The organism is Roseomonas aeriglobus (assembly GCA_016937575.1).
GTDB classification, from domain to species: domain Bacteria; phylum Pseudomonadota; class Alphaproteobacteria; order Sphingomonadales; family Sphingomonadaceae; genus Sphingomonas; species Sphingomonas aerigloba.
Genome location: JAFHKN010000002.1, coordinates 2,336,042 through 2,357,240 on the forward strand (window position 1 = coordinate 2,336,042; position 21,199 = coordinate 2,357,240).

Genomic DNA, 21,199 nt, shown 5'->3' on the forward strand with positions numbered 1-21,199 from the left:
CTGTCTTTATAGGTGCGGCTTTTCAGAAAAACAGTGGCACGGCGCGCCCGCGGACCTAAATCGCCTGCGACATGAACGACACTTCCCTGCCCGGTCTGCCGCCCGGCGCCACCGCGCGCGTCGCCGACGGCCGCGCCAGCATCATCCTCGACGTGACCGGCCTGTCCCCCGACGCGGCGGACACGTTGGAAGCGCAGGCGCGCGCGGTCGCCGAAGCGGCGGGCCTGGAAGCGCGTGTCGCGCGCACGGCGTCGCGGGTTGCGCGGCGGCTGATCGCGGTGGCCAGCGGCAAGGGTGGCGTCGGCAAATCGACCGTGTCGGCCAATCTTGCGGTCGCGCTGGCCAAGCGCGGGCGGCCCGTCGGACTCGTCGATGCGGACATCTCCGGTCCGTCGCAACCGCGGCTGTTCGGCGTGGAGGACGCAACCCCCGATGCCGCCGACAAGCGGATGTTCCCGGTGCCGACGGCGGCAGGCGTGGGACTCGTTTCGATGGGTATGCTGGTGCCCCGGGCCCAGGCGATCGCCTGGCGCGGGCCGATGCTCGCAGGCGCGCTCAGCCAGTTGCTCGATGCGCATTGGGGCGCGGCCGACCCGCTGATCCTCGACCTGCCACCCGGCACCGGCGACGTCCAGCTGACGATGGTGCAGAAGCACCGCCCGGCGGGGGCCGTCATCGTCTCGACGCCGCAGGATCTGGCGCTGATCGACGCGCGGCGCGCGATCGATTTCTTCGAAAAGGCGGGCGTACCGATCATCGGCCTGATCGAGAATATGGCCGGCTATGCTTGCCCGCATTGCGGCGAGGTCAGCGATCCGTTCGGCTCGGGCGGCGCGCAGGCCGATGCCGAGCGGCTGGGCCTGCCGTTCCTGGGCCGCATTCCCTTGAGCCGCGAGGTCCGCGCCGCGTCCGACGCCGGTACGCCCCCGGCCGCCGGGAACGGCCCGGATGCGGCGGCGTTCGATGCGGTGGCGGAGCAGGTGGACGACTGGCTCCGCACCAACGGAGGGTGATATGCCGCTGACCTGCGACGAGGATATCAAGGCGCTGCTGGAGAGCGCACGCACCATCGCCGTGGTCGGCGCGTCCGATCGGCCCGACCGGCCGAGCTACGGCGTGATGCAGCGGCTTCAGGACCATGGCTACCGCGTGATCCCGGTCAATCCGCAGATCACCGGCGAACATGTCCACGGCGAGTTCGTCTTCCGCGAGCTGGCGCAACTCGGCGACCCGATCGACATCGTCGACATCTTCCGCCGCCCCCAGGCCGCCGGCGAGGCGGTGGACGAAGCGATCCGGATCGGCGCGAAGGCGGTGTGGATGCAATTGGGCGTCGTCAACGACGAAGCGGCGGCACGCGCCGAGGCGGCGGGGCTGAAGGTCGTGATGGACCGGTGCCCCGCGATCGAGATCCCGCGATTGGGTGTGGCGCCGGTCGCCTAGAAAAATGCGATCGTCAGGCCGATCGTTACGCCGACCTGCAGCATCGCGATCGCGGCAAGTTGATCCGAAAACGGCTGTTTGCGTGTCTTGTGCCGATAGACACGGCGCGCGAGATACGCCGCGGGGGTGCCGCCGAAAAAAGCCAGTTGCAAAAGGTGCGATTCCCGGATGCGTCGCACACCGCGCATGGCACGCTGTTTGTCTGCCCCGAATTGCACGAACGTGACCGCGTTGACGATAACGACACCAACGATGATCAAAACCGTGATCGACATGACGCGGTCTTAGCGGCCCGACGTTTCCGTGAGCTTACCAGATAGCGTGAATGCTTAGTCCTTCAGTCCCGCAGCAGCTCGTTGATCCCCGTCTTCGACCGCGTCTGCGCATCGACCGTCTTCACGATGACCGCGCAGTAGAGATTCGGCCCGTTCGGATTGCTGGCCGATGGCGCGCTGCCGGACACGACAACCGAATAGGGCGGCACTTCGCCGCGATATTCCTTGCCGCTCGCGCGGTCGATGATGCGGGTCGAGGCGCCGAGATAGACGCCCATCGATAGTACGGCGCCTTCACCGACGCGGACGCCCTCCGCCACTTCGGCACGTGCGCCGATAAACGCGCCATCGCCGATGATGACCGGATCGGCCTGGAGCGGTTCGAGCACGCCGCCGATCCCTGCGCCGCCCGACAGGTGAACGTTCCGTCCGATCTGCGCGCACGATCCGACCGTCGCCCAGGTGTCGACCATCGTGCCGTCACCGACATGGGCGCCGATGTTGACGAAGCTCGGCATCAGCACGCAGCCCTTGCCGATGAAGGCACCGCGGCGCACGACGCTGCCCGGCACCGCGCGGAAGCCCGCGTCGCGGAACTGGTCGGCGCCCCAGTCGGCGAACTTCAGCGGCACCTTGTCGTACCACCCGTCCATGGGCACGTTATCGTTCAAGCGGAACGACAGCAGCACCGCCTTTTTCAGCCACTGATTGACCTGCCAGCCCTGACCGGTCGGCTCGGCGACGCGCGCAGTGCCGGCATCGAGCATCGCCAGCGCCTCGTTCACCGCGTCGCGCACGGCGCCGGTGGTGGCGGTGCTGAGCGACGCGCGGTCGTCCCAGGCGGCGTCGATGGTCGATTGCAGATCGGTCACAGGGGGTCTCCCAACAGGTCGGCGAGCCACGCGGTCAGATCCGCGGTCGCATGGTCGATGTACGGCGCGGCGTGCGCCTCGGGCTGGTGTTCGGATCCGTTGTCGATCCACAACGTCGTCATGCCGATCGCCTTGGCCGGCGCCAGATTGCGCGCCATGTCATCGGCGAACAGCGCGGCGGCCGGGTCGAGGCGGTAGGCGTCGCACAGGCTCTGGTAGGCGATCGGCGCGGGCTTGGGCGCCAGCGCCATCGCATGGATGTCGTGCACGCCTTCGAACGTCGACCCCAGCCCCAGGCGGCCAAGCACCTTTTCGGCATAGGGCCCGTCGCCGTTGGTGAAGACGATCTTGCGCCCCGGCAGCTTCGCGATCAGCGCGGCGAGCGGCGCGTTTTCCTCCAGCACGTCCATTTCGACGTCGTGGACATAGGCCAGGAACTCGTGCGGATCGACGCCGTGCTCGGCCATCAGCCCGGCGAGCGTCGTGCCGTGGCTAAGAAACCAACCACGCCGGAGCGCCGATGCCTCCGCCTCGGGCAGGCCCAGCTTCTCGGCGATATACCCCGTCATCCGCGCCTCGATCGGCGCGAACAGGTTGCAGGACGCCGGGTAGAGCGTGTTGTCCATGTCGAAGACCCAGGCTTCGATGTGGGCGAGATCGGCGCGCATGGGCGGCCGCTTAGGGCAAGGCTGCCGGAAGAAGAAGAGAGATTGTTCAGAGAAGACGCGAAGGCACGAAGAGCCCTCGCCCGCTGCCCCGTCTCGCGACAGCGACACCTTCGCCTGATCGGTCTGGGAAGAAGGCCGCATTCGCGGCGAGCACTGAACGCCTTAGCGCCTTCGCGCCTTCTCGGAACAAAACTTCTTCTTCTCTTACCGAGCCTTGCCCCCGCCCCCACATGGGCGGTCATGATACCGTACAGTTTCCTCGACCTCGTCCCGATCCTCGAAGGCGGCACCGCGGGCCAGGCGCTCGCCCACGCCGCCAAGCTCGCAGCGCATGCGGAAGCGCAAGGCTTCACCCGCTATTGGGTCGCCGAGCATCATGGCATGCCGGGGATCGCGAGTGCCGCGACGGCGGTCGTCATCGGTCACTTGGCGGCCGCGACGAAGACCATCCGCGTCGGCGCGGGCGGGATCATGCTGCCCAACCACGCGCCGATGGTGATCGCCGAACAGTTCGGCACGCTCGACGCGCTCTATCCCGGACGGATCGACCTGGGTCTCGGCCGAGCGCCGGGCAGCGACGGGCGCGTGGCGCGAGCGCTCCGGCGGACGCTCGACAGCGATCCCAACGCCTTCCCGCGCGATGTCGTCGAGTTGCAGAGCCTGTTCGCCGATGACGGCGCGACCGGCATCCATGCGACTCCCGGCGGCGGGGCGGACGTAAAGCTGTGGATCCTGGGATCGAGCACCTTCGGCGCCCAACTCGCGGCGATGCTGGGGCTGCCGTACAGCTTCGCCTCGCACTTCGCGCCGGATTCGCTCGATGCCGCCGCCGCGATCTATCGGCGGGACTTTGCCGGCGCGGGCAAGCCGCACTTCATGCCCGCGTTCAACGTGATCGCCGCGGATACCGACGAAGAGGCCCAACTGCTCGCCACGTCGCAGCAACAGGCGTTCGTCGCGATCCGCACCACCGGCACCGGCATTCAGCTGCCCCCGCCGGTCCCCGGCTATCGCGAGAGCCTGCCCCCACAGGCCGCCGCGATGCTCGACCATGTGCTGTCGTGCACGGCGATCGGATCGGCGGACACGGTAGCGAAGGGCTTGCGCGCGTTCATCGACCGCACCGGCGCGGACGAGATCATGCTGACGAGTTCGATCTACGACCAGGCCGCGCGGAAGCGGAGCTTGTCGATCGCGGCCGAGGTCATGCGGTCGCTGTAATCCTCCCCGCTTGCGGGGAGGGGACCAGCCGTAGGCTGGTGGAGGGGGTGGGCCGCAGAGGGTGTCGCTCGTGGAGAACCCCCTCCACCACCGCTTCGCGGCGGTCTCCCCCCGTACCGGGGAGGATTCTACGCTGCCGGTAACCTGAGCCGCACCAGCAGCCCGCCCAGATCGTCGCTTTCCTCCAGGCTCGCCGTGCCTTCGTAGATTTCCGCGACGTCGCGCACGATCGCGAGGCCGAGCCCCGTCCCCGGCTTGCCCGAATCCAGCCGCACGCCGCGGTCGAAGATGCGGATGCGGTCGGCCTCGGGGATGCCCATCCCGTCGTCCTCGACCAGAATCTCGACGAAACCGGCGTTCGCCCGCGCCGTCACGAACACGCTGCCACCGCCATATTTCGCGGCGTTCTCGACTAGGTTGCCGAGGATTTCGTCGAGGTCCTGCCGCTCGATCCGCGCGATCAGGTCCTTTTGCCCGTCCACGTCGATGCGGACGTTGGGATAGAGGCGCGCGACCGCACGCTCGACTGCCTCGACGGAGGGCCAGACGTCCGCGCGGCTGTGCGCGGAGCCGCGCCGCCCGACCGCACGCGCACGCGCGAGGTGATGGTCGACCTGGCGCCGCATCGTCCGCGCCTCGCGGATCACGGTTTCGGCAAGGTCGCTCTGCCCCGCGGCGGCGGCATTCATGATGACGGTCAGCGGGGTCTTCAGCGCATGTGCGAGATTGCCGGCATGCCGCCGCGCCTCCTCTGCCTGGCGGTCGTTGTGTGCGACCAGTGCGTTCAACTCCTCGACCATCGGCGCGATTTCCATCGGCATGTCGCCCTCGACCCGCGTCGACTTGCCTTCGCGCAACCGCTGGATCTCGAGGCGGAGCTTGCGCAAGGGAAGCAGCCCCCAGATCGTCTGGAGCGCGACCATTACGATCAGCCCGGCGCCCAGCAGCAGGAAGCTGCGGACCAGCACGCGGCGCAGTGCCGAAATCTGTTCGTCGAGCGCATCGCGGTTCTGCGCGATCTGGAACCGCCAGCGCACCGGCGATCCCGGCACCGTCGAATCGATCTCCGCGACCCGCAACGTCTCGTCAGGGAACTGCGTCGAATTATAGATGTGGACGTTGCGATCGTTGTGCTTCTCGGTGGTCGCCAGCCGCCGGTCCCACAGCGAGCGTGACGGGAAAGGCGCGAAGTCGCCGCCGCTGATCTGCCAGTAGAGACCCGAATTGGGCTCCAGGAAGCGCTGATCGGCGAGCTGCCGGTTGAAGACCAGTTCGCCCTCCGAATCGATCTCGGCCGATGCAAGCATCGTGTTGAGCAGAAATTCGAGCTGATTGTCGAAATTGCTGCTGATCGCCGATGTGAGCACACGGTCGAGCGCATAACCGCCGCCGGCGAGGAGCACGAGGATCCACGCCGCCGCGATCGCGATCATCCGGCGCGAGATCGAGCCCGTGACGCGGACGTAGGGGCGTGGGGGGTCGGTAGAAACTGTCATAGCCCTCTCCCCTTGAGGGGAGTGACGGGTAAACAGCGCCCCGCGCTGTTTTGGCCATGCTGGGAGCATGGCCGACCCGACACTGGTGGGGAGAGGGGCCGGGCCAAGGGCGATAGTCTCGGTGAGAAACCTTTCCCTCTCCCAACCCTCTCCCCAGAGGGGGAGAGGGCTTTAATGGTCACTCGCTCGGCCGGCGCTCGTCGGGTTCGTCCAGGCTGTAACCGAGCCCGCGGATGGTCGTGATGACGTCCTGACCCAGCTTCTTGCGGATGCGCGTCACGAACACTTCGATCGTGTTCGAATCGCGGTCGAAATCCTGGTCGTAGATATGTTCGATCAGCTCGGTGCGGCTGACGACCTTGCCCTTGTGGTGCAGCAGATAGCTGAGCAGCTTATATTCCTGCGCGGTCAGCTTCACCGGCTCGCCAGCCTTGGTCACCTTGCCCGAACGGGTGTCCAGGCGGATGTCGCCCGCGGTCAGCTCTGCCGAGGCGTTGCCCGACGCGCGGCGGATCAGCGCACGCAGGCGGGCGATCAACTCCTCCGTCTGGAACGGCTTGGCGACATAATCGTCGGCGCCCGCGTCGAGCCCGGCAACCTTGTCCGACCAGCTGTCGCGTGCGGTCAGCACCAGCACGGGAGCGGTGCGGCCTTCCTTGCGCCAGCGGTCGAGCACGGTCAGTCCATCGACTTCGGGCAGGCCCAGGTCGAGGATGATCGCGTCATATTGCTCGGTCGAACCGAGGAAATGCCCCTCTTCACCATCCGTCGCCAGATCGACGGCATAGCCCGCACCTTCCAGCGTATTGCGGAGCTGTTGGCCGAGATTGGGTTCGTCCTCGACGATCAGAACGCGCATCAATGTCTCCCCTGTTCGGTGGCGCCAATTCGGTGCCGGGCGTCAGCGGCTTCGACCGATGATGTTGCCCGACCGACCGTCGACCATCACCCAGATCATCGACCCATCGCGCAGGAACTTCAGCGTGTAAACCGCGGTTCCCGAATCGAAGTCGACGCCGAGATATTTGGCCCCCTGCATCGACGGGATCACCCGGCGCTGAATCTCGCTGAGCGGCAGGATGCGCCCTTCGCGGCGGGCGGCCAGCACCGCCTCCTGCTCGCGCGTCTGCGACGGCGGCTCGGGCGCGGCTGTGGTCAAGGCCAGGCCGGTCAGGGCGGTCAGGAACATGCTCATGGACGGCGGCATAGGTGCATCGCTTTGAACGGACTGTGAATGGTCGTGGCAGCGCAGTGTCAGGAAAGGCGCGGGGTGTGATGATTGGGCCACAGTTTCGGGTGTGGTGGCGCCGGGGCAAAGCCGCCCTTCGACTGCCTGCAAGGCAGGCGCTCAGGACAGGCTTTGTCGGTCGTCGCTCGTAGCGACGCCGGCCGAGGCTGCGCTTGAGCCTCGATTTAGCTGCGCTAACTCGCTAGGCCGCGCGGCATATGGCCTCTGCCCCCATCCTCTCCTACGAAAAGCTCGGCCTCGTCCAGGGCTCTGGCTGGCTCTTCCGCGACCTCGACCTGTTCATCGGCCAACGCGACCGGCTGGCGCTCATCGGCCGCAATGGCGCGGGCAAGACGACGCTGTTGAAACTGATCGCCGGCACGATCGATTCCGACGAAGGCCGCCGCACGATCGTGCCCGGCACGAAGGTTATCCTGCTCGAACAGGACCCCAAGGTCGACGGCTCCGCGACGCTGCGCGACTTCACGCTGTCGGGCGACGATGCGCCCGAGCGTCACGAGGTCGAGGCGATCGCCGACCAGCTGGGCATCGACCTGAACCGCGAGGCGGCGACGGCGAGCGGCGGCGAGCGGCGGCGGGCGGCGATCGCGCGGGCGCTGGCGATGGACCCCGACGTGCTGCTGCTCGACGAACCGACCAACCACCTCGACATCCATGCGATCGAGTGGCTGGAGGATTGGCTGTCACGTTTCCGCGGCGCGTTCGTCGCGATCAGCCACGACCGCGCGTTCCTGACCAACCTGACCAAGTCGACTTTGTGGCTCGACCGCGGCAAGATCCGCCGCGCCGAAGTCGGCTTCGGAGGGTTCGAGGCCTGGACCGAGACGGTCTATGCCGAGGAGGAACGCAACGCCGCGCGGCTCGATGCGAAGCTGAAGATCGAGGAACATTGGCTGCAGCGCGGCGTCACCGGGCGGCGGCGGCGCAACCAGGGGCGGCTCGCGAAACTCAAGGAAATGCGCGCCGAACGCGCCGCGATGCAGGGGCCGCAAGGCGCCGCCGCCCTGTCGGTCGCCGCGGACGACAGCAAGACCAAGGTCGTCATCGATGTTAAGGGCGTGACGAAGCGGTTCGGCGCCGGAAACGAACAACGCACGGTCATCAAGGACCTGAACCTGCGTGTCACGCGTGGCGACCGGCTGGGCATCGTCGGCGCGAACGGCGCAGGCAAGACCACCCTGCTTCGCCTGTTGACCGGCGAACTGGCGCCCGACGAGGGCACAATCCGGCTTGCCAAGACGCTGGACGGCATCGTCATCGACCAGCAGCGCAAGCTGATGGCGCCCGACAAGACCGTGCGCGACGTGCTGACCCAGGGCGGCGAGTGGATCGAGGTCCAGGGCAGCAAGAAGCATGTCGCGGGCTACCTCAAGGAGTTCCTGTTCGACCCCTCGCTGGTCGATGCCAAGATCGGCACGCTGTCGGGCGGCGAGCGGTCGCGTCTGCTGCTGGCGCGTGAGTTCGCGCGGCCGTCGAACCTGCTGGTGCTCGACGAACCGACCAACGATCTCGACCTCGAGACGCTCGATCTGTTGCAAGAAGTCATCGCGGACTATGCGGGCACGGTGCTGATCGTCAGCCACGACCGCGACTTCCTCGACCGGACGGTGACGGTGACGCTGGGCCTCGACGGGTCGGGTACGGTCGACGTGGTCGCGGGCGGCTATGCCGATTGGGAGGCCAAGCGGAAGCCGAAAATCGCCGCCAGGGCACCGGTGAAGGCGGCGCCGGTCGCCGAGGCGCCCAAGCCGAAGGCGGCGAAACTCTCGTACAAGGACCAGCGCGACTACGACCTGTTGCCCAAGCGGATCGACGAGCTGGATGCCGCGATTGCGCGCGACGAAGCGGCGCTGGCCGACGCGACCCTGTTCATGCGCGATCCGAAGAAATTCGACGCCCTGATGGCTTCGGTCGCCAAGGCGCGCGACGAGAAGGACATGGCCGAGATGCGGTGGCTCGAGCTGGCGGAAATGGCCGAGGGGTTGGGATAGGGTCTCCGGGGGATGGGCTTCCGCAAGGCTCAGCCCCCTCAAGGGAGAGCCTGTGTCGGTATGATCCGATCGGTCAGGCCGATCCAATGCTATGTCAAGACCGTCGACCGCTTGTCGAACGCCAGCCGCAGGAGACACGCATTTGCCGGGGAGCCGCGGGACGCTTTCGCAGCGTGGCGATCGGCGGTAGCAGGGTCGCCATGATTCAGATCGTCCCGCTCCTCCTGGCCGCCGTCGCAGCGGCGCCTGCCGACGCACAGGCCGTCCGCCCCTCGAAGGTCGCGTCGGAGACCTTCACCGGCTGCCGCTGGGGAAAGGTCACCGGGCGGAGCTATTCGATCTGGAGCTATGCGTGCGGCAAGGCCGATGGCGACCAGCGACTGGTGCCGGCCAACGATGTCGACGGCTTCGCCATCGTGCCGACCGCGCCCGCCCGCGACCGGCAGATCGTCCTGCGCACCTTTCGCCGCGCGCGGGGCGCCCCCGTCACCGCGATCCTGCCCGCGGTGCTGAAGGTCACCGGCCGTGCCAAGTCGTCGTGCCGTCTGGTCAAGCGTCGCAACTATGGCGACTGGGGCACCGTCTGGCTGCTCGAGCCGACCGGCGCGCAGAAGCGGGCGTATGACATCGCCAATGCGAAGGAACCGCAGGAGAATCCGTGCGGAGCGCTCGGCATCGGGCCGGCGGGCGACCGGTTCTTCCGCGTGTTGCCGGCGGACCCGACGCGAATCATCTATGCGGACATGGGCAGCGAAATCCAGATCTTCGACCTGAAAACGCTGCGCCTGACCTCTGCCAGGACGCGCTGACGCACGATGATCTCGACCGACCGCCGCGGAATGATCCGCAACGCCCTGTCTCTGGGCGGGACCGCCGCGCTGGCGCCCTGGTTTCCCGCCTGGGCGCAGCCGGTATCCGCCGGCATCGTGCGCCCGCTGCCGAGCGTGTCGGGCGAGGACATTCACCTGCGCATCGCGCACCAGATGATGACGATCGACGGGCGCCGGTCCCACGCGATCGGCATCAACGGCACCGTGCCGGCACCGCTGATCCGCCTGCGCGAGGGGCAGACGGTCCGCCTGCACGTCGAGAACACGCTCGACGAGGACAGCTCGATCCACTGGCACGGGCTGATCCTGCCGTTCCACATGGACGGCGTGCCGGGCGTCAGCTTTCCCGGCATCAAGCCACGGTCGGCCTTCACCTATGAATTTCCGGTCGTGCAGGCGGGCACCTATTGGTACCACAGCCATTCCGGGCTGCAGGAACAGATGGGACATTATGGTCCGATCGTGATCGATTCCGCGGGCGAAGACCCCGTCCGCGCCGACCGCGAGCACGTCATCCTGCTGTCCGACCACAGCCAGTTGCACCCGCACACGATCTTCCGGAAGCTCAAGCAGCAGGGCGGCTATTTCAACTATCAGAAGCAGACGCTGGCCAGCCTGCTCGCCGGCAAGGATCAGTCCGCGAAGGAACGGCGCGCGTGGGGCGCCATGCGCATGGACCCGACCGACGTCGCCGACGTGACGGGCAGCACCTACACCTACCTGGTCAACGGCCACGGCCCGCGCGACAATTGGACCGGGCTGTTCCGCCCGGGCGAGCGCGTGCGGCTGCGGCTGATCAACGCATCGGCGATGACGACCTTCAACGTCCGCATTCCGGGCCTGAAGATGACCGTCGTCCAAGCCGATGGCCTGCCGGTGCGGCCGGTCGCGATCGACGAGATGCAGATCGCGGTGGCCGAGACCTACGACGTCATCGTCGAGCCGAGCGACGATCGCGCCTATACGATCGTCGGCGAAAGCGTCGACCGGTCGGGCATGGCGCGCGCCACGCTCGCCCCGCGCGAAGGCATGGCCGCCGAGGTCCCTCCCCTCCGTCGCCGGCCGCTCGCCGACATGAAGGACATGGGCATGGGCGCCATGGCGGGAATGGATCATGCCGCGATGGGACATGGCGTATCGCCGGCGCCGGCCGCGGCCGCCTGCCCGCCCGAACACGCCGCGATGGGGCATTGCACCCCGCCCGCCAGCCAGCACGCCGGCATGGGTCACGGGTCGGGGGGCATGAATCATTCGATGCGCGATTTCTCCGTCGCGCCGGAGGTCAGGAAGACCCCCACCGTGCAGACGATCGCCCCGATGCCGGTCGACCGCATGGGCGAGCCGGGCCAGGGGCTGGAGGATGTCGGCCATCGCGTGCTCGTCTACACGGACCTGATGGCGGTGACGCGCAACCCCGACGTCCGCGCGCCCGATCGTGCGCTGCGCATTCACCTGACCGGCAACATGGAACGCTATATGTGGGCGTTCGACGGGCAGAAGCTGAGCGAAGTGACCAAGCCCATCCCTTTCCTGAAGGACGAACGGGTACGCGTGACTTTGGTCAACGACACCATGATGGGACACCCCATCCACCTGCACGGGCATTTCTTCGAACTGGTGACCGGCAAGGGTGCGTACGCGCCGCGCAAGCACACCATCCAGGTCCAGCCAGGCGGGACCGCGACGTTCGACGTGACGACCGATGCGGTCGGCGACTGGGCGTTCCACTGCCATATGCTCTATCACATGCACGGCGGCATGATGCAGGTCGTGTCGGTCCGGCCGCGCGCAGGCGACGCGGCGTGAGGGTGGTGATCCTCGCCAACGTCGGGGCGATGGCACTCGCCACGGCGTCGCCCGCCGCGGCGCAGTCGATGGGACATGGGCACCACATGCCCGGCATGACGATGCCGATGCCCGCAGCGACGGCGACGCCGGCTCCGCGCCGTGCGCAGCCCAAGACCCCGGTGCGCAAGGTCGCCAAGCCGGTCGCGACGCGCACGCCCCCTCCCGCCGCGACCGCCGGCTGTCCGCCCGAACACGCCGCGATGGGCCATTGCACGCCCGAGGCCAGCGCGCCGCCGCCGGCACCGATCGCCCCGCCCAGCACCGACGCAAGCTGCCCGCCCGAGCATGCCGCGATGGGGCATTGCGTGCCGAAGCCCCCCGCGTCCACGCCGGCAGCGACAGCGCCGACGGCTGCGATCGGTACCGCGCTGCCCGCCGGCAATGCCCCTGCGCCGGCCGCCCCGGATGCCGATTACGCCGATCGTATCTGGGGCCGCGACGCGATGGCAGCGGCCCGCGCCACGCTTCGGCGCGAGCACGGCGGAATGGCGATCTCGCAGCTGATGCTCAATCTGGCCGAGGTGCGGGTCGACCGCGGTCGCGATGGCTACCGCTGGGACGGCGAATTCTGGTATGGCGGCGACATCAATCGCCTGACCGTGAAAAGCGAAGGCGATGGCCGCTTCAGTGAGCCGGCAGGCGGCGAGGTCCAGGCGCTCTACAGCCGCGCGATCGGTCCCTATTTCAACCTGCAGGCGGGCGTCCGCCAGGATATCGCGCCCGGCCCCGACCGGACCTATGCCACGATCAGCGTCGAGGGACTCGCTCCCTATTGGTTCGACGTGGAGGGCGCGCTGTTCCTGTCGGACAAGGGCGATCTGCTCGCCCGGCTCGAGGGCTATTACGACCAGCGGGTGACCCAGCGCCTGATCCTGCAGCCCCGCGTCGAGCTGAACCTGTCCGCACAGGACGTGGCCGCGAGCCGCATCGGCTCCGGGGTGACCGACGCCGAGGCCGGGCTGCGCCTGCGCTACGAGATAGCGCGCGAGTTCGCGCCCTATATCGGCGTGTCGTGGGAACGCCGTTTCGGCGACACCGCCCGCTTCGCCCGTGCCGACGGCGAACGGACCGGCGGGGTCAACATGGTCGCCGGCATCCGCGCCTGGTTCTGACGGCGTAACTCGCTACGCCGGTTCGCGCAGCATCGCGATTTCGTCGGCGTCGCCCAGCAGCAAACCAACCCGCTGGTGCAGGCCCGTCGGTACGATGTCGAGGATGCGGGTCGTCCCGTCGATCGACGCGCCGCCCGCCTGTTCGATCAGGTAGCTCATCGGATTGGCCTCGTACATCAGCCGCAACCGCGCGCCGCCGGTACGGACGTCGGTCGGGTAGCAGAAGGTGCCGCCGCGCTTCAGGATGCGGTGGACGTCGGCGACCATCGATCCGGTCCAGCGCATCGTATACTCGCGCCCGCACGGCCCCGTTTCGCCCGCCACGCGGTCGTCGACGAAGCGGACGACGCTGTCCGACCATTGCCGCCGCCGCGCCATGTTGATCGCGAATTCAGGCGTGCCCGCCGGCAGCCGGATCGGCCCGTCCGTGAGCCGCCACGACCCGATTTCGCGATCGAGCGTGAATTCATAGACCCCCGAACCGACCGACAGGACCAACAGCGGCTGCGGCCCATAGATGGCGTAGCCAGCCGCGACCTGGCTCGATCCGGGCTGGAGAAAATCTTCCTCCGCAATCTCGCGTCCCGCCGCATCGGCCGGCGCCTTCAGCACCGAAAAGATCGTGCCGACCGACAGGCAGACGTCGATGTTGCTCGACCCGTCGATCGGATCGAAGAGCAGCAGATATTCGCCCTTGGGGTAGCGGTGCGGGATGCGATGGATCGTCTCCATCTCCTCCGACGCCATCGCTGCCAGATGCCCGCCCCACTCGTTCGCATCGAGCAGCAGTTCGTTGGCGATCACGTCCAGCTTCTTCTGCACCTCGCCCTGGACATTCTCCTTGTCCAGGCTGCCGAGCACTTCGCCCAGCGCCCCTTTCGACACGGCATGACAGATCGTCTTGCACGCGCGCGCGACGGTCTCGATCAGCAGGCGCAGCTCGGCCGGCAACGCCGCCTCCCCGCGCTGCTGCTCGATCAGGAAACGGGCGAGCGACATAGCTTGCATCATGACCGGGCTCCGGATTGGGGCAGAAAGGCAGACTGGGGCAACGGGACGTCTTCGTTCCAACCACGCGGCGACTGCTGAGGGGTCGACGCGAGCAGGTCCGGAAGATGGCGGTCCTTTACAGGACAAAGCGGCCCACTCAAGTCATCGAGCGGCGCGATCCTTCTCGCGGCCCGGCTGCCCGCCGGCGTCGCGCTGCTGTCCGATCATGGGTGCGAACCCGCCCCGCAGGCCGGGGCCGGACGGTTTCCGGCAGGTTAGTCCGGCCGCATCGTCGCGCGTCTCCGTCGGCCAAGTCGACCGTAGCGGGCAGTGCCTGTACCCGGCAGGGCCCGGCGGGGCGCCGCGTCGCGCCGTCCCGCCAGGGTCAGCAGCGATCCGTTTGGTTCGGCGCCCGCCCCTCGCCCCGTCAGAACGACGCCGAAATCTGCGCGAACCAGTTGCGCGGACGCGCAAAGATGCGTTCGGCATAGCCGAGCGTCGCCAGCGACGCATTGCCCTGAATGAGGTAGCGCGAGTCGAGGATGTTGTTGACGCCCGCACTCACTTCAAAGCGATTGGCGAACTTCAGGCCAACCGACGCGTTGCCGACGAAATAGCCGTCCTCTTCGATCAGCGGGATGCTGCCGGTGATGAAGGTGATCTTCGACTGGTAGGTGCCGTCGACGCGCGGGGTCAGCGTGGTGCCATTCCCCAGTTCGATCCTGTATGACAGACCGAAGTTCGCCTGCAGGTCGGGCGTGAAGGGAAGATCGTCGGCCGGGGTAACGGTCGCGGTCGCGCCGGGGATGGGCGTGATGCTCTTGATCTTGTCCTTCAGCACGCTGAGGCCGCCGTCGAAGATCAGCCCCCAAGGCGCGCGGTAGCTGGCTTCGGCCTCGAAGCCGCGGATGCGCGCTTCGCCGGCGTTGAACAGCAACGGTACGACGCCCTGACGGAAGATCAGCTGGATATCCTGATATTCGGCCTGGAACGCCGCCAGGTTCAGGCGCAGTCGCCCGATGTTGGTCTTGATACCCGCTTCGTAGCTGGTCACGCTTTCGTCGGCGAAGGGCACCGGCAGGTTATCCGCGGTCGCGGCATTGTAGCGGGTGTTGAAGCCCCCAGACTTGAAGCTCTTGGCATAGGACGCATAGGTGCTGATCGCGTCGTTCCAGCGGTACTGGACGCTGCCGGAGCCGGTCAGCGCGGCGAAATCGCGCTGGAACGGCCGCGGGAAGATGAACAGCGAACCGCCCTGCGTCGTCGCCAATGTCGGCAGCGGGTTGGGATCGGGTTGGGTCGCCGGGAACAGGTTGAGCACCGTGCCCTGATAATATTTGCGGTCGGACGTGTAGCGCAGTCCGCCGCTCAGCTCGAGCCGTGCGGTCGGCGACCAGCTGACCTCGCCGAACACGGCGACCGAATTGGTCTTGAGGCGCGACACCTGAAGATCGCGACTGCCAGGTCCGCCGGCGAGCAGCGAGGAAATGACCGGCGGCGACGGCGGGAACGCCAGGAAGACGGTCGCGCGCTCATTCGTCGCTTCGTTGAAATAATAGCCGCCGAGGATGCCATTGACCTTGCCGAAGTCGAGCTGGAGCTGGACTTCCTGGCTGAACTGGTTGGACTTCGAGCCGACATCGGTCGTGATCAGGGTCAGCGGCGTGTTGTCCGCATCGCGGACGCCGCGCGACGTGGTCTCGCGATAGCCGGTGATCAGCTTGACCAGCGCCTGGTCGGTCAGCCGGATGTTGGCGGTGCCGGCTACGCCCCACACTTCCGACATGCTCATGACCGGCGCGTTGCCGCCGTTGACGAAGTCGCCGCGCGCCTGAAGGTCGTTGGCGCAGCGAATGTCGTTGATCAGCGGCACGTTGGGCGCACCGAAGCGCGGGTTGCCCGGCGCGATCGGCGCAAAGGGGATCGTCGCGCCGGGGCAGCCCGCCGCGACGCTGGCGATGGCCGCGACCGGCGCCTGTTCGTTGACGCCGGCCAGCACGAACGGCGCGCCGTTTTCGTCCCGTCGCGAATAATCGCCGCGGATGAACAGGTCGAAATCCTTCGACGGCTCCCATTTCACCGCGCCGTTGAACGAATAGCCGTTCTCGTTGCCCAGATCCAAACCGTCGACCGCGCGGATGACATAGCCGTCACGCTTGCGGAAACCGCCGGACACGCGCGCCGCCAGCGTGTCGCCGATCGGAATGTTCAGGGCCGCAAAGCCCTCGCGCAGATCATAGTCGCCGATGCGCAGGCGGCCACGCCCGCTCCAGCTGCCGAGCTCGGGCTGGCGGGTGCGGACCAGGATCGCGCCGCCGATCGTGTTGCGGCCGAACAATGTCCCCTGCGGCCCGCGCAGCACTTCGACGCCGTCGATGTCGCCAAAATCGATCGCCCCACCGACCGCGCGGCCGAGGTAGACTTCGTCGAGGTAGATCCCGACGCCCGGGTCGACCGCCGCGGTCGGATCGACCTGGCCGACGCCGCGGATGAAGACGACGGCCGAGGCGGTGTTGCCCGAAAGCTGACCGGCCGGCTTGAACTGCAGGCTGGGCGTGATGCGTTCCAGATCCTGGGTCTGTACGACCTGCCGCTGTTCGAGGATGTCGGCGCTGAAGGCCGAGATCGCAACCGGCGTGTCCTGCAGGCTTTCCTCGCGCCGACGTGCGGTCACGATGATATCCTGGTTGTCGGTCGCGGCCGCCGCTTCTGCCTGGGCGGTCGCATCCTGCGCCACGGCGGTTCCGGGTATCGCGGCGATCGCCAGAGCACCGATCGCGGCATTACAGCGCAACAGCGCGCGCATCGTCGAACGAAGACCAGTCATCGCATCCTCCCACTGCGGGAGGTTCCCCCTCCCTTTGCGATCAGGCTACGCCAGTAATTGCTATTGTCAATAACTGTTATGTTGGACAGCCAGCCCGCGCTCGGCGGATCGCGTCGTGCCCATGCCGACGCCTGTGACGGACGGACGAAAAATCGGTGTGCTCCGACATCACACCTCGCGGGCTTCGTGGATGCGCGCCAACAGCGCGATCAGCGTACGTACCTCCGCTTCGGTAAAGCGATCCTTCAGCCACGCCTCATGCGCGCAGATGGCGGTACGGGCCCCGGCGAGCGCGGTGTCGCCGGCAGAGGTCAGCGCCAGCGTCTGACGACGGCGATCGAGAGTGGACGCGCCGCGGACGACCATATCGCGAGCCTGCAACCGGTTGACGATCGCCATGACGGTCGCGCGATCCATCTGCAGCCGTCGCCCGAGTTCGGCCTGCCCGATGCCGGGATGATCGTGAATCAGCCACAGCACCGACACCTGCTTCTGAGTCAGGCCCAGATCGCTGAACGTATCGGTGAAGTGTCGATAGACGGCCCCGTGCGCGAGGCGGATGTGAAAGCCCAGGATATCGGCGACCGACCCGGGGGCGCGGGTCATCGGGTCCATGTCGCTCACCTGTCCATCCTCCTGGTGCGATCGCCGGTCGCTCTACCCCAGCGCGCCGCACGAACAAGTCACCCGCCTCGCCAAGCTTCGAAGATTATCGGTTTGACGCCCACCCAAAAAACTGGCTTGCCAGCGACGATGTCGACACCCACTCCCCTGATCGGCGCACTCAGCCCGTTGGTCGGCTATCACCTTCGTCGTGCCTCCGGCGTCTTTGCCGCAGACTTTGCCGCAGCGGTCGAGGGCACGGGCATGCGCCAGGTGCTGATCGGCATCCTGGCGGTCGTCGCAGCCAGCCCGGGCATCAACCAGGGCGCGGTCGGACGCATCCTGGGGATCAAGCGCGCGAACATGGTGTCGCTGATCAACGAGCTGATCGATGCCGGCCTGATCGTTCGCGAAACCGATCCAACCGACCGTCGGGCCTTCACCTTGGCGGTCTCGTCCGAAGGCACCGCGATGCTCGACGAGTGCACGCAGCGAATCGAGGCGCATGAGGAGCAGTTGCTTGCCGGCTTCTCGGCGGCGGAAAAGGCGATGCTCCTCGACCTACTCGGCCGCATCGAGAAACGGGCAACGCCGGCGGACTAGGGTGCGTACGGCTGACTGAGTCCAGACCCTGGACCTTTCCGCCCTCCGGCGGTCAGGGCTTCGCCCTTCGCCGGAGCATGGTTCTCCTCAGTCGGTCGCCAGGATCAGCGCATCGAGCGCTACCACGCCTTCGCCCCGCGGATAGACGACGACCGGATTGAGATCGACCTCGCGGATTGCGGGCGTGCCCGTCAGCACGCGACCGAGGTTTGCGATGAGGTCCGCGACCGCTTCCACATCCAGGGCCGGCGACCCACGATAGCCATCGAGCAATGCGCCCTGCTTCAGCGCGCGCAGTTCGGCGATGATGGCGTCTTTCGTGAGATCGACGGGCAACAGGCGAACGTCGTGGAGCAGTTCCGCGGTCACCCCGCCGAAGCCGACCAGAATGACCGGCCCCCAGTCGGGATCGTTGCGCGCGCCGACGATCAGTTCGACCCCGCGCTTGCCCATCGCCTCCACTTGCGCGCCGTCGAGCGCGATCGTGCCGTCATAGGCGGCGACATTGCCGTATAGCCGGTCCCATGCCGCCTCCAGCGCGGCATCGTCGGCGATGTTCAGGATGACGCCGCCGGCATCGCTCTTGTGGCTGAGCGCGGCAGCCTGCGCCTTGATCGCGACCGGGTAGCCGACGCGTGCGGCCACCGCCTTCGCTTCGGCCACATCGGCAGCGAACCCGCCTGCCGGAAACGGAATGCCGACCGGCGCCAGCAGGTGCTTCGCGCGATATTCCGGGATGACGCCGCCCGGCAGGTCGAGCGCGACCGGCGTGGCATCGGCGCGCGCGAAGTCCCGCTCCGCCCCGCGCAACAGGTGGCGAAGCGCGCGGAACGCGCGGTCGGGCGACGGGAAATAGGTGACGCCGATCGCGCGCAGCCCGTCTATATACTCCGCCGGCACCGGTGCCCCGTCGTCCAACCCGGCGAAGATCACCGGCTTGGTCGGGTTCAGCCCCGCCACCGCATCGATGATATAGGGAAATTTGCGCGCTGCCGTGGCGGGATCGGTCTGGATGATGCCGAACACCAGCGCGGCATAGGCATCGTCGGCCAACAGCGGGATCAGCGTGCGGCGGTAGAGATCGGGGTCGACCAGCGCCTGCGCGGTCAGGTCCATCGGGTTCGATACGGGAATGAAATCGGGAATCGCGTCCCGCAACGCCGCCGCCGTATCGCCGGACATCTGAGGCAGGTCGAGCCCGATCGTCTCCGCCAGGTCGAGCGTCAGTGCCTTGAACGCCCCGCTCTCCGTCAAGACGGCGGTGCCGCCACGGCGAACCGGCTGGCTGCGCACGGCGAGTTCGACGACGTCACCCAGCGCCTCCAGGCTGTCGACCAGAATGACGCCGGCGCGCTCGACCTTGGCGCGCATCAGCTGCCAGTCGCCGGCCATGGCACCGGTGTGGGTGGCCGCGGATTCGCGTGCGGCGCTGGACGTGCCGGGGTGGAGCAGGACGATCGGCTTGCCCGCCGCGCGCGCCCGCTCGGCGAGTTCCAGGAAGCGCGCGGGCTTGCGGAACTGTTCGACGATCATCGCGAGTCCCCGGGTGGCGGGATCGTCGATCAGATGCTCGACATAATCCTCGACGCCCGACGCCGCTTCGTTGCCGGTCGACACCGACACGGTGATGCCGAGCCCCTTGGCCATCAGCGTCGTGCCGAGCACCACCGCCATCGCGCCCGACTGGCTGACGATGCCGACCGCCGGCTTGTCTGCGAGTTCGAGCACCGGCGCCTCGACGAAGGTCAGCGGTACGCCCGCGGCATAGTTGACGAGGCCGAGGCAATTGGGCCCCTCGACGATCATGCCATGATCGGCCGCAATCCGTGCGACTTCGGCCTGCGCGGCGAGCCCCTCCTCGCCCCCTTCGGCGAACCCTGCCGAGAAGATGATCGCCGCGCCGACATTGCGCTTGGCGAGGGCCTGCACCGCGCCCAGGACGGCGGGTCCGGGGATGGCCAGCACCGCTGCATCCACACCGTCCGGCAATTCGTCGATCGACTTCAGGCACGGCCGTCCGTCGATCTCGTCCCGCTTGGGGTTGATGAGATGAATGGCGCCCGCATAGCCGTGACGTTCGAGATTGCGCAGCACCGAATTGCCGAGCGCACCGGGTGTCGGCGACGCGCCGACGATAACGACCGAACGGGGGGTGAGCAGGCGGGAGAGGTCGGGCATTTTCGTCCTTTGATCCTCCCCGGCACGGGGAGGTGGCAGCGCGCAGCGCTGACGGAGGGGGTTCGCCGCATATGGCATCGCCCGCAGATAGCCCCCTCCACCATGCTGCGCATGGTCTCCCTCCCCGTGCCGGGGAGGATCAGATGAAGCTCAGGCCTTCACCTTGTCCTTGTCATAGGCGCCCAGCCCCGGCTTGTAGCTCTTCTCGTCGATGAACTGCCGAATGCCTTCCTTGCGGCCTTCATTGTCGTAGGAATTGGCCGCTTCCTGCGCGCGGACCAGATAGTCCTCGGCATCGTCGTAGCTCATCACCCCGACGCGCTTCATCGCATCCTTGGTCGCCTTGAGCGCCACCGGGTTCTTCGCAAGCAGCACCTTGGCGACCTCGGTCACCCGGTCCTTCAGCGCCGAGAGCGGATGCGCTTCGTTGACCAAGCCCCATTCGACCGCGGTCTTGCCGTCGATATTCTCGCCCATCATCGCGTGATACATGGCTTTGCGGAACGGCATCAGTTCCTGCGCCACCTTGGTCGCACCGCCGCCGGGCAGGATGCCCCAGTTGATTTCGCTGAGACCGAACTTCGCCTCTTCCGCCGCGAACGCCAGGTCGCAGGCGAACAGCGGGCCATAACCGCCGCCAAAGCACCATCCGTTGACCATCGCGATCGTCGGCGTCTGATACCAGCGCAGCCGCCGCCACCAGCCATAGCTTTCGCGCTGCGCCTGGCGCGTGCCGGCTAGGCCCTTGGCCTCGGTTTCGCGGAAATATTCCTTCAGATCCATGCCCGCGGTCCAGGCCGGCCCCTCTCCCGACAGGACGAGCACGCCAACGTCGTCGCGGAATTCGAGCGCGTCGAGCACCTCCATCATGTCGCGGTTGAGCGTCGGGCTCATCGCGTTGCGCTTCTCGGCGCGGTTGAAGCGGACCCAGGCGATGCGGTCTTCGACGTCATAGGCGACGACGCCGTTGCTGCTGTATTCGGTCATGGTTGA

The 21,199-nt window shown here is 67.4% G+C and carries 19 protein-coding genes; 8 read left to right on the plus strand and 11 right to left on the minus strand.

Annotated features, from left to right (window positions below; genetic code table 11):
* The first annotated feature begins 71 nt into the window (after positions 1-71).
* Together JW805_11710 and JW805_11715 are read left to right on the plus strand one after the other, a co-directional pair.
* The gene (locus tag JW805_11710) at positions 72-1,013 is read left to right on the plus strand and encodes an Mrp/NBP35 family ATP-binding protein (protein ID MBN2972682.1); all 942 of its coding nucleotides are present in this window, start codon (positions 72-74) and stop codon (positions 1,011-1,013) included.
* 1 nt (position 1,014) lies between these two features.
* The gene (locus JW805_11715) at positions 1,015-1,443 is read left to right on the plus strand and encodes a CoA-binding protein (GenBank protein ID MBN2972683.1); all 429 of its coding nucleotides are present in this window, start codon (positions 1,015-1,017) and stop codon (positions 1,441-1,443) included.
* On the opposite strand, the gene JW805_11720 is transcribed toward JW805_11715, so the two are convergent.
* The 3 genes from JW805_11720 to JW805_11730 all read right to left on the minus strand — a co-directional run bounded on the left by JW805_11720 (position 1,440) and on the right by JW805_11730 (position 3,258).
* Entirely contained in the window at positions 1,440-1,718 is a 279-nt protein-coding gene (locus tag JW805_11720) for a DUF1294 domain-containing protein (GenBank protein MBN2972684.1), read from the minus strand. The genes JW805_11715 and JW805_11720 overlap by 4 nt on opposite strands.
* A gap of 62 nt (positions 1,719-1,780) precedes the next feature.
* Positions 1,781-2,590, minus strand: coding sequence for a 2,3,4,5-tetrahydropyridine-2,6-dicarboxylate N-succinyltransferase (dapD, locus tag JW805_11725; protein MBN2972685.1), 810 nt, complete (start codon positions 2,588-2,590; stop codon positions 1,781-1,783).
* Positions 2,587-3,258: a pyrimidine 5'-nucleotidase gene (locus JW805_11730; GenBank protein ID MBN2972686.1), complete on the minus strand. Its 672-nt coding sequence runs from the start codon at positions 3,256-3,258 to the stop codon at positions 2,587-2,589. The genes dapD and JW805_11730 overlap by 4 nt, the downstream gene beginning before the upstream one ends.
* Before the next feature lie 240 nt (positions 3,259-3,498).
* Here JW805_11730 and JW805_11735 point away from each other — a divergent pair, with 240 nt between their 5' ends.
* Complete coding sequence (locus JW805_11735; GenBank protein ID MBN2972687.1) at positions 3,499-4,479, plus strand: LLM class flavin-dependent oxidoreductase; 981 nt, start codon at positions 3,499-3,501, stop codon at positions 4,477-4,479.
* A gap of 128 nt (positions 4,480-4,607) precedes the next feature.
* On the opposite strand, the gene JW805_11740 is transcribed toward JW805_11735, so the two are convergent.
* From JW805_11740 to JW805_11750, 3 genes are all read right to left on the minus strand, one after another.
* Positions 4,608-5,975 carry a HAMP domain-containing histidine kinase gene (locus JW805_11740; protein ID MBN2972688.1) on the minus strand — a complete coding sequence of 456 codons (1,368 nt, stop codon included), beginning with the start codon at positions 5,973-5,975 and terminating at the stop codon, positions 4,608-4,610.
* Between the two features lie 178 nt (positions 5,976-6,153).
* Complete coding sequence (locus JW805_11745; GenBank protein ID MBN2972689.1) at positions 6,154-6,834, minus strand: response regulator transcription factor; 681 nt, start codon at positions 6,832-6,834, stop codon at positions 6,154-6,156.
* A gap of 42 nt (positions 6,835-6,876) precedes the next feature.
* Positions 6,877-7,182 (minus strand): hypothetical protein, encoded by a 306-nt coding sequence (locus JW805_11750; GenBank protein MBN2972690.1) that lies wholly within the window; start codon positions 7,180-7,182, stop codon positions 6,877-6,879.
* A gap of 239 nt (positions 7,183-7,421) precedes the next feature.
* Here JW805_11750 and JW805_11755 point away from each other — a divergent pair, with 239 nt between their 5' ends.
* The 4 genes from JW805_11755 to JW805_11770 all read left to right on the plus strand — a co-directional run bounded on the left by JW805_11755 (position 7,422) and on the right by JW805_11770 (position 13,005).
* Positions 7,422-9,215, plus strand: coding sequence for an ATP-binding cassette domain-containing protein (locus JW805_11755; GenBank protein MBN2972691.1), 1,794 nt, complete (start codon positions 7,422-7,424; stop codon positions 9,213-9,215).
* A gap of 200 nt (positions 9,216-9,415) precedes the next feature.
* Entirely contained in the window at positions 9,416-10,024 is a 609-nt protein-coding gene (locus JW805_11760; GenBank protein MBN2972692.1) for a hypothetical protein, read from the plus strand.
* Between the two features lie 6 nt (positions 10,025-10,030).
* On the plus strand, positions 10,031-11,851 hold the full coding sequence (locus JW805_11765) for a copper resistance system multicopper oxidase (protein MBN2972693.1): 1,821 nt from the start codon (positions 10,031-10,033) through the stop codon (positions 11,849-11,851).
* Positions 11,852-12,336: 485 nt separating this feature from the next.
* Positions 12,337-13,005, plus strand: coding sequence for a copper resistance protein B (locus tag JW805_11770; protein ID MBN2972694.1), 669 nt, complete (start codon positions 12,337-12,339; stop codon positions 13,003-13,005).
* A 12-nt stretch (positions 13,006-13,017) separates the two neighbouring features.
* On the opposite strand, the gene JW805_11775 is transcribed toward JW805_11770, so the two are convergent.
* The 3 genes from JW805_11775 to JW805_11785 form a co-directional block, all read right to left on the minus strand.
* Positions 13,018-14,013, minus strand: a complete 996-nt coding sequence (locus tag JW805_11775; protein ID MBN2972695.1) for a class 1 fructose-bisphosphatase — start codon at positions 14,011-14,013, stop codon at positions 13,018-13,020.
* Positions 14,014-14,422: 409 nt separating this feature from the next.
* Positions 14,423-16,822: a TonB-dependent receptor gene (locus tag JW805_11780; GenBank protein MBN2972696.1), complete on the minus strand. Its 2,400-nt coding sequence runs from the start codon at positions 16,820-16,822 to the stop codon at positions 14,423-14,425.
* A 168-nt stretch (positions 16,823-16,990) separates the two neighbouring features.
* The gene (locus JW805_11785; GenBank protein MBN2972697.1) at positions 16,991-17,446 is read right to left on the minus strand and encodes a MarR family transcriptional regulator; all 456 of its coding nucleotides are present in this window, start codon (positions 17,444-17,446) and stop codon (positions 16,991-16,993) included.
* Between the two features lie 117 nt (positions 17,447-17,563).
* On the opposite strand from JW805_11785, the gene JW805_11790 reads away from it, so the two are divergent.
* Positions 17,564-18,028 carry a MarR family transcriptional regulator gene (locus JW805_11790; protein ID MBN2972698.1) on the plus strand — a complete coding sequence of 155 codons (465 nt, stop codon included), beginning with the start codon at positions 17,564-17,566 and terminating at the stop codon, positions 18,026-18,028.
* 87 nt (positions 18,029-18,115) lie between these two features.
* Here JW805_11790 and JW805_11795 read toward each other — a convergent pair whose 3' ends face one another.
* Both JW805_11795 and JW805_11800 read right to left on the minus strand, forming a co-directional pair.
* Entirely contained in the window at positions 18,116-20,206 is a 2,091-nt protein-coding gene (locus tag JW805_11795; protein MBN2972699.1) for an acetate--CoA ligase family protein, read from the minus strand.
* A 150-nt stretch (positions 20,207-20,356) separates the two neighbouring features.
* Positions 20,357-21,193, minus strand: coding sequence for a p-hydroxycinnamoyl CoA hydratase/lyase (locus JW805_11800; GenBank protein MBN2972700.1), 837 nt, complete (start codon positions 21,191-21,193; stop codon positions 20,357-20,359).
* Positions 21,194-21,199: the final 6 nt, after the last annotated feature.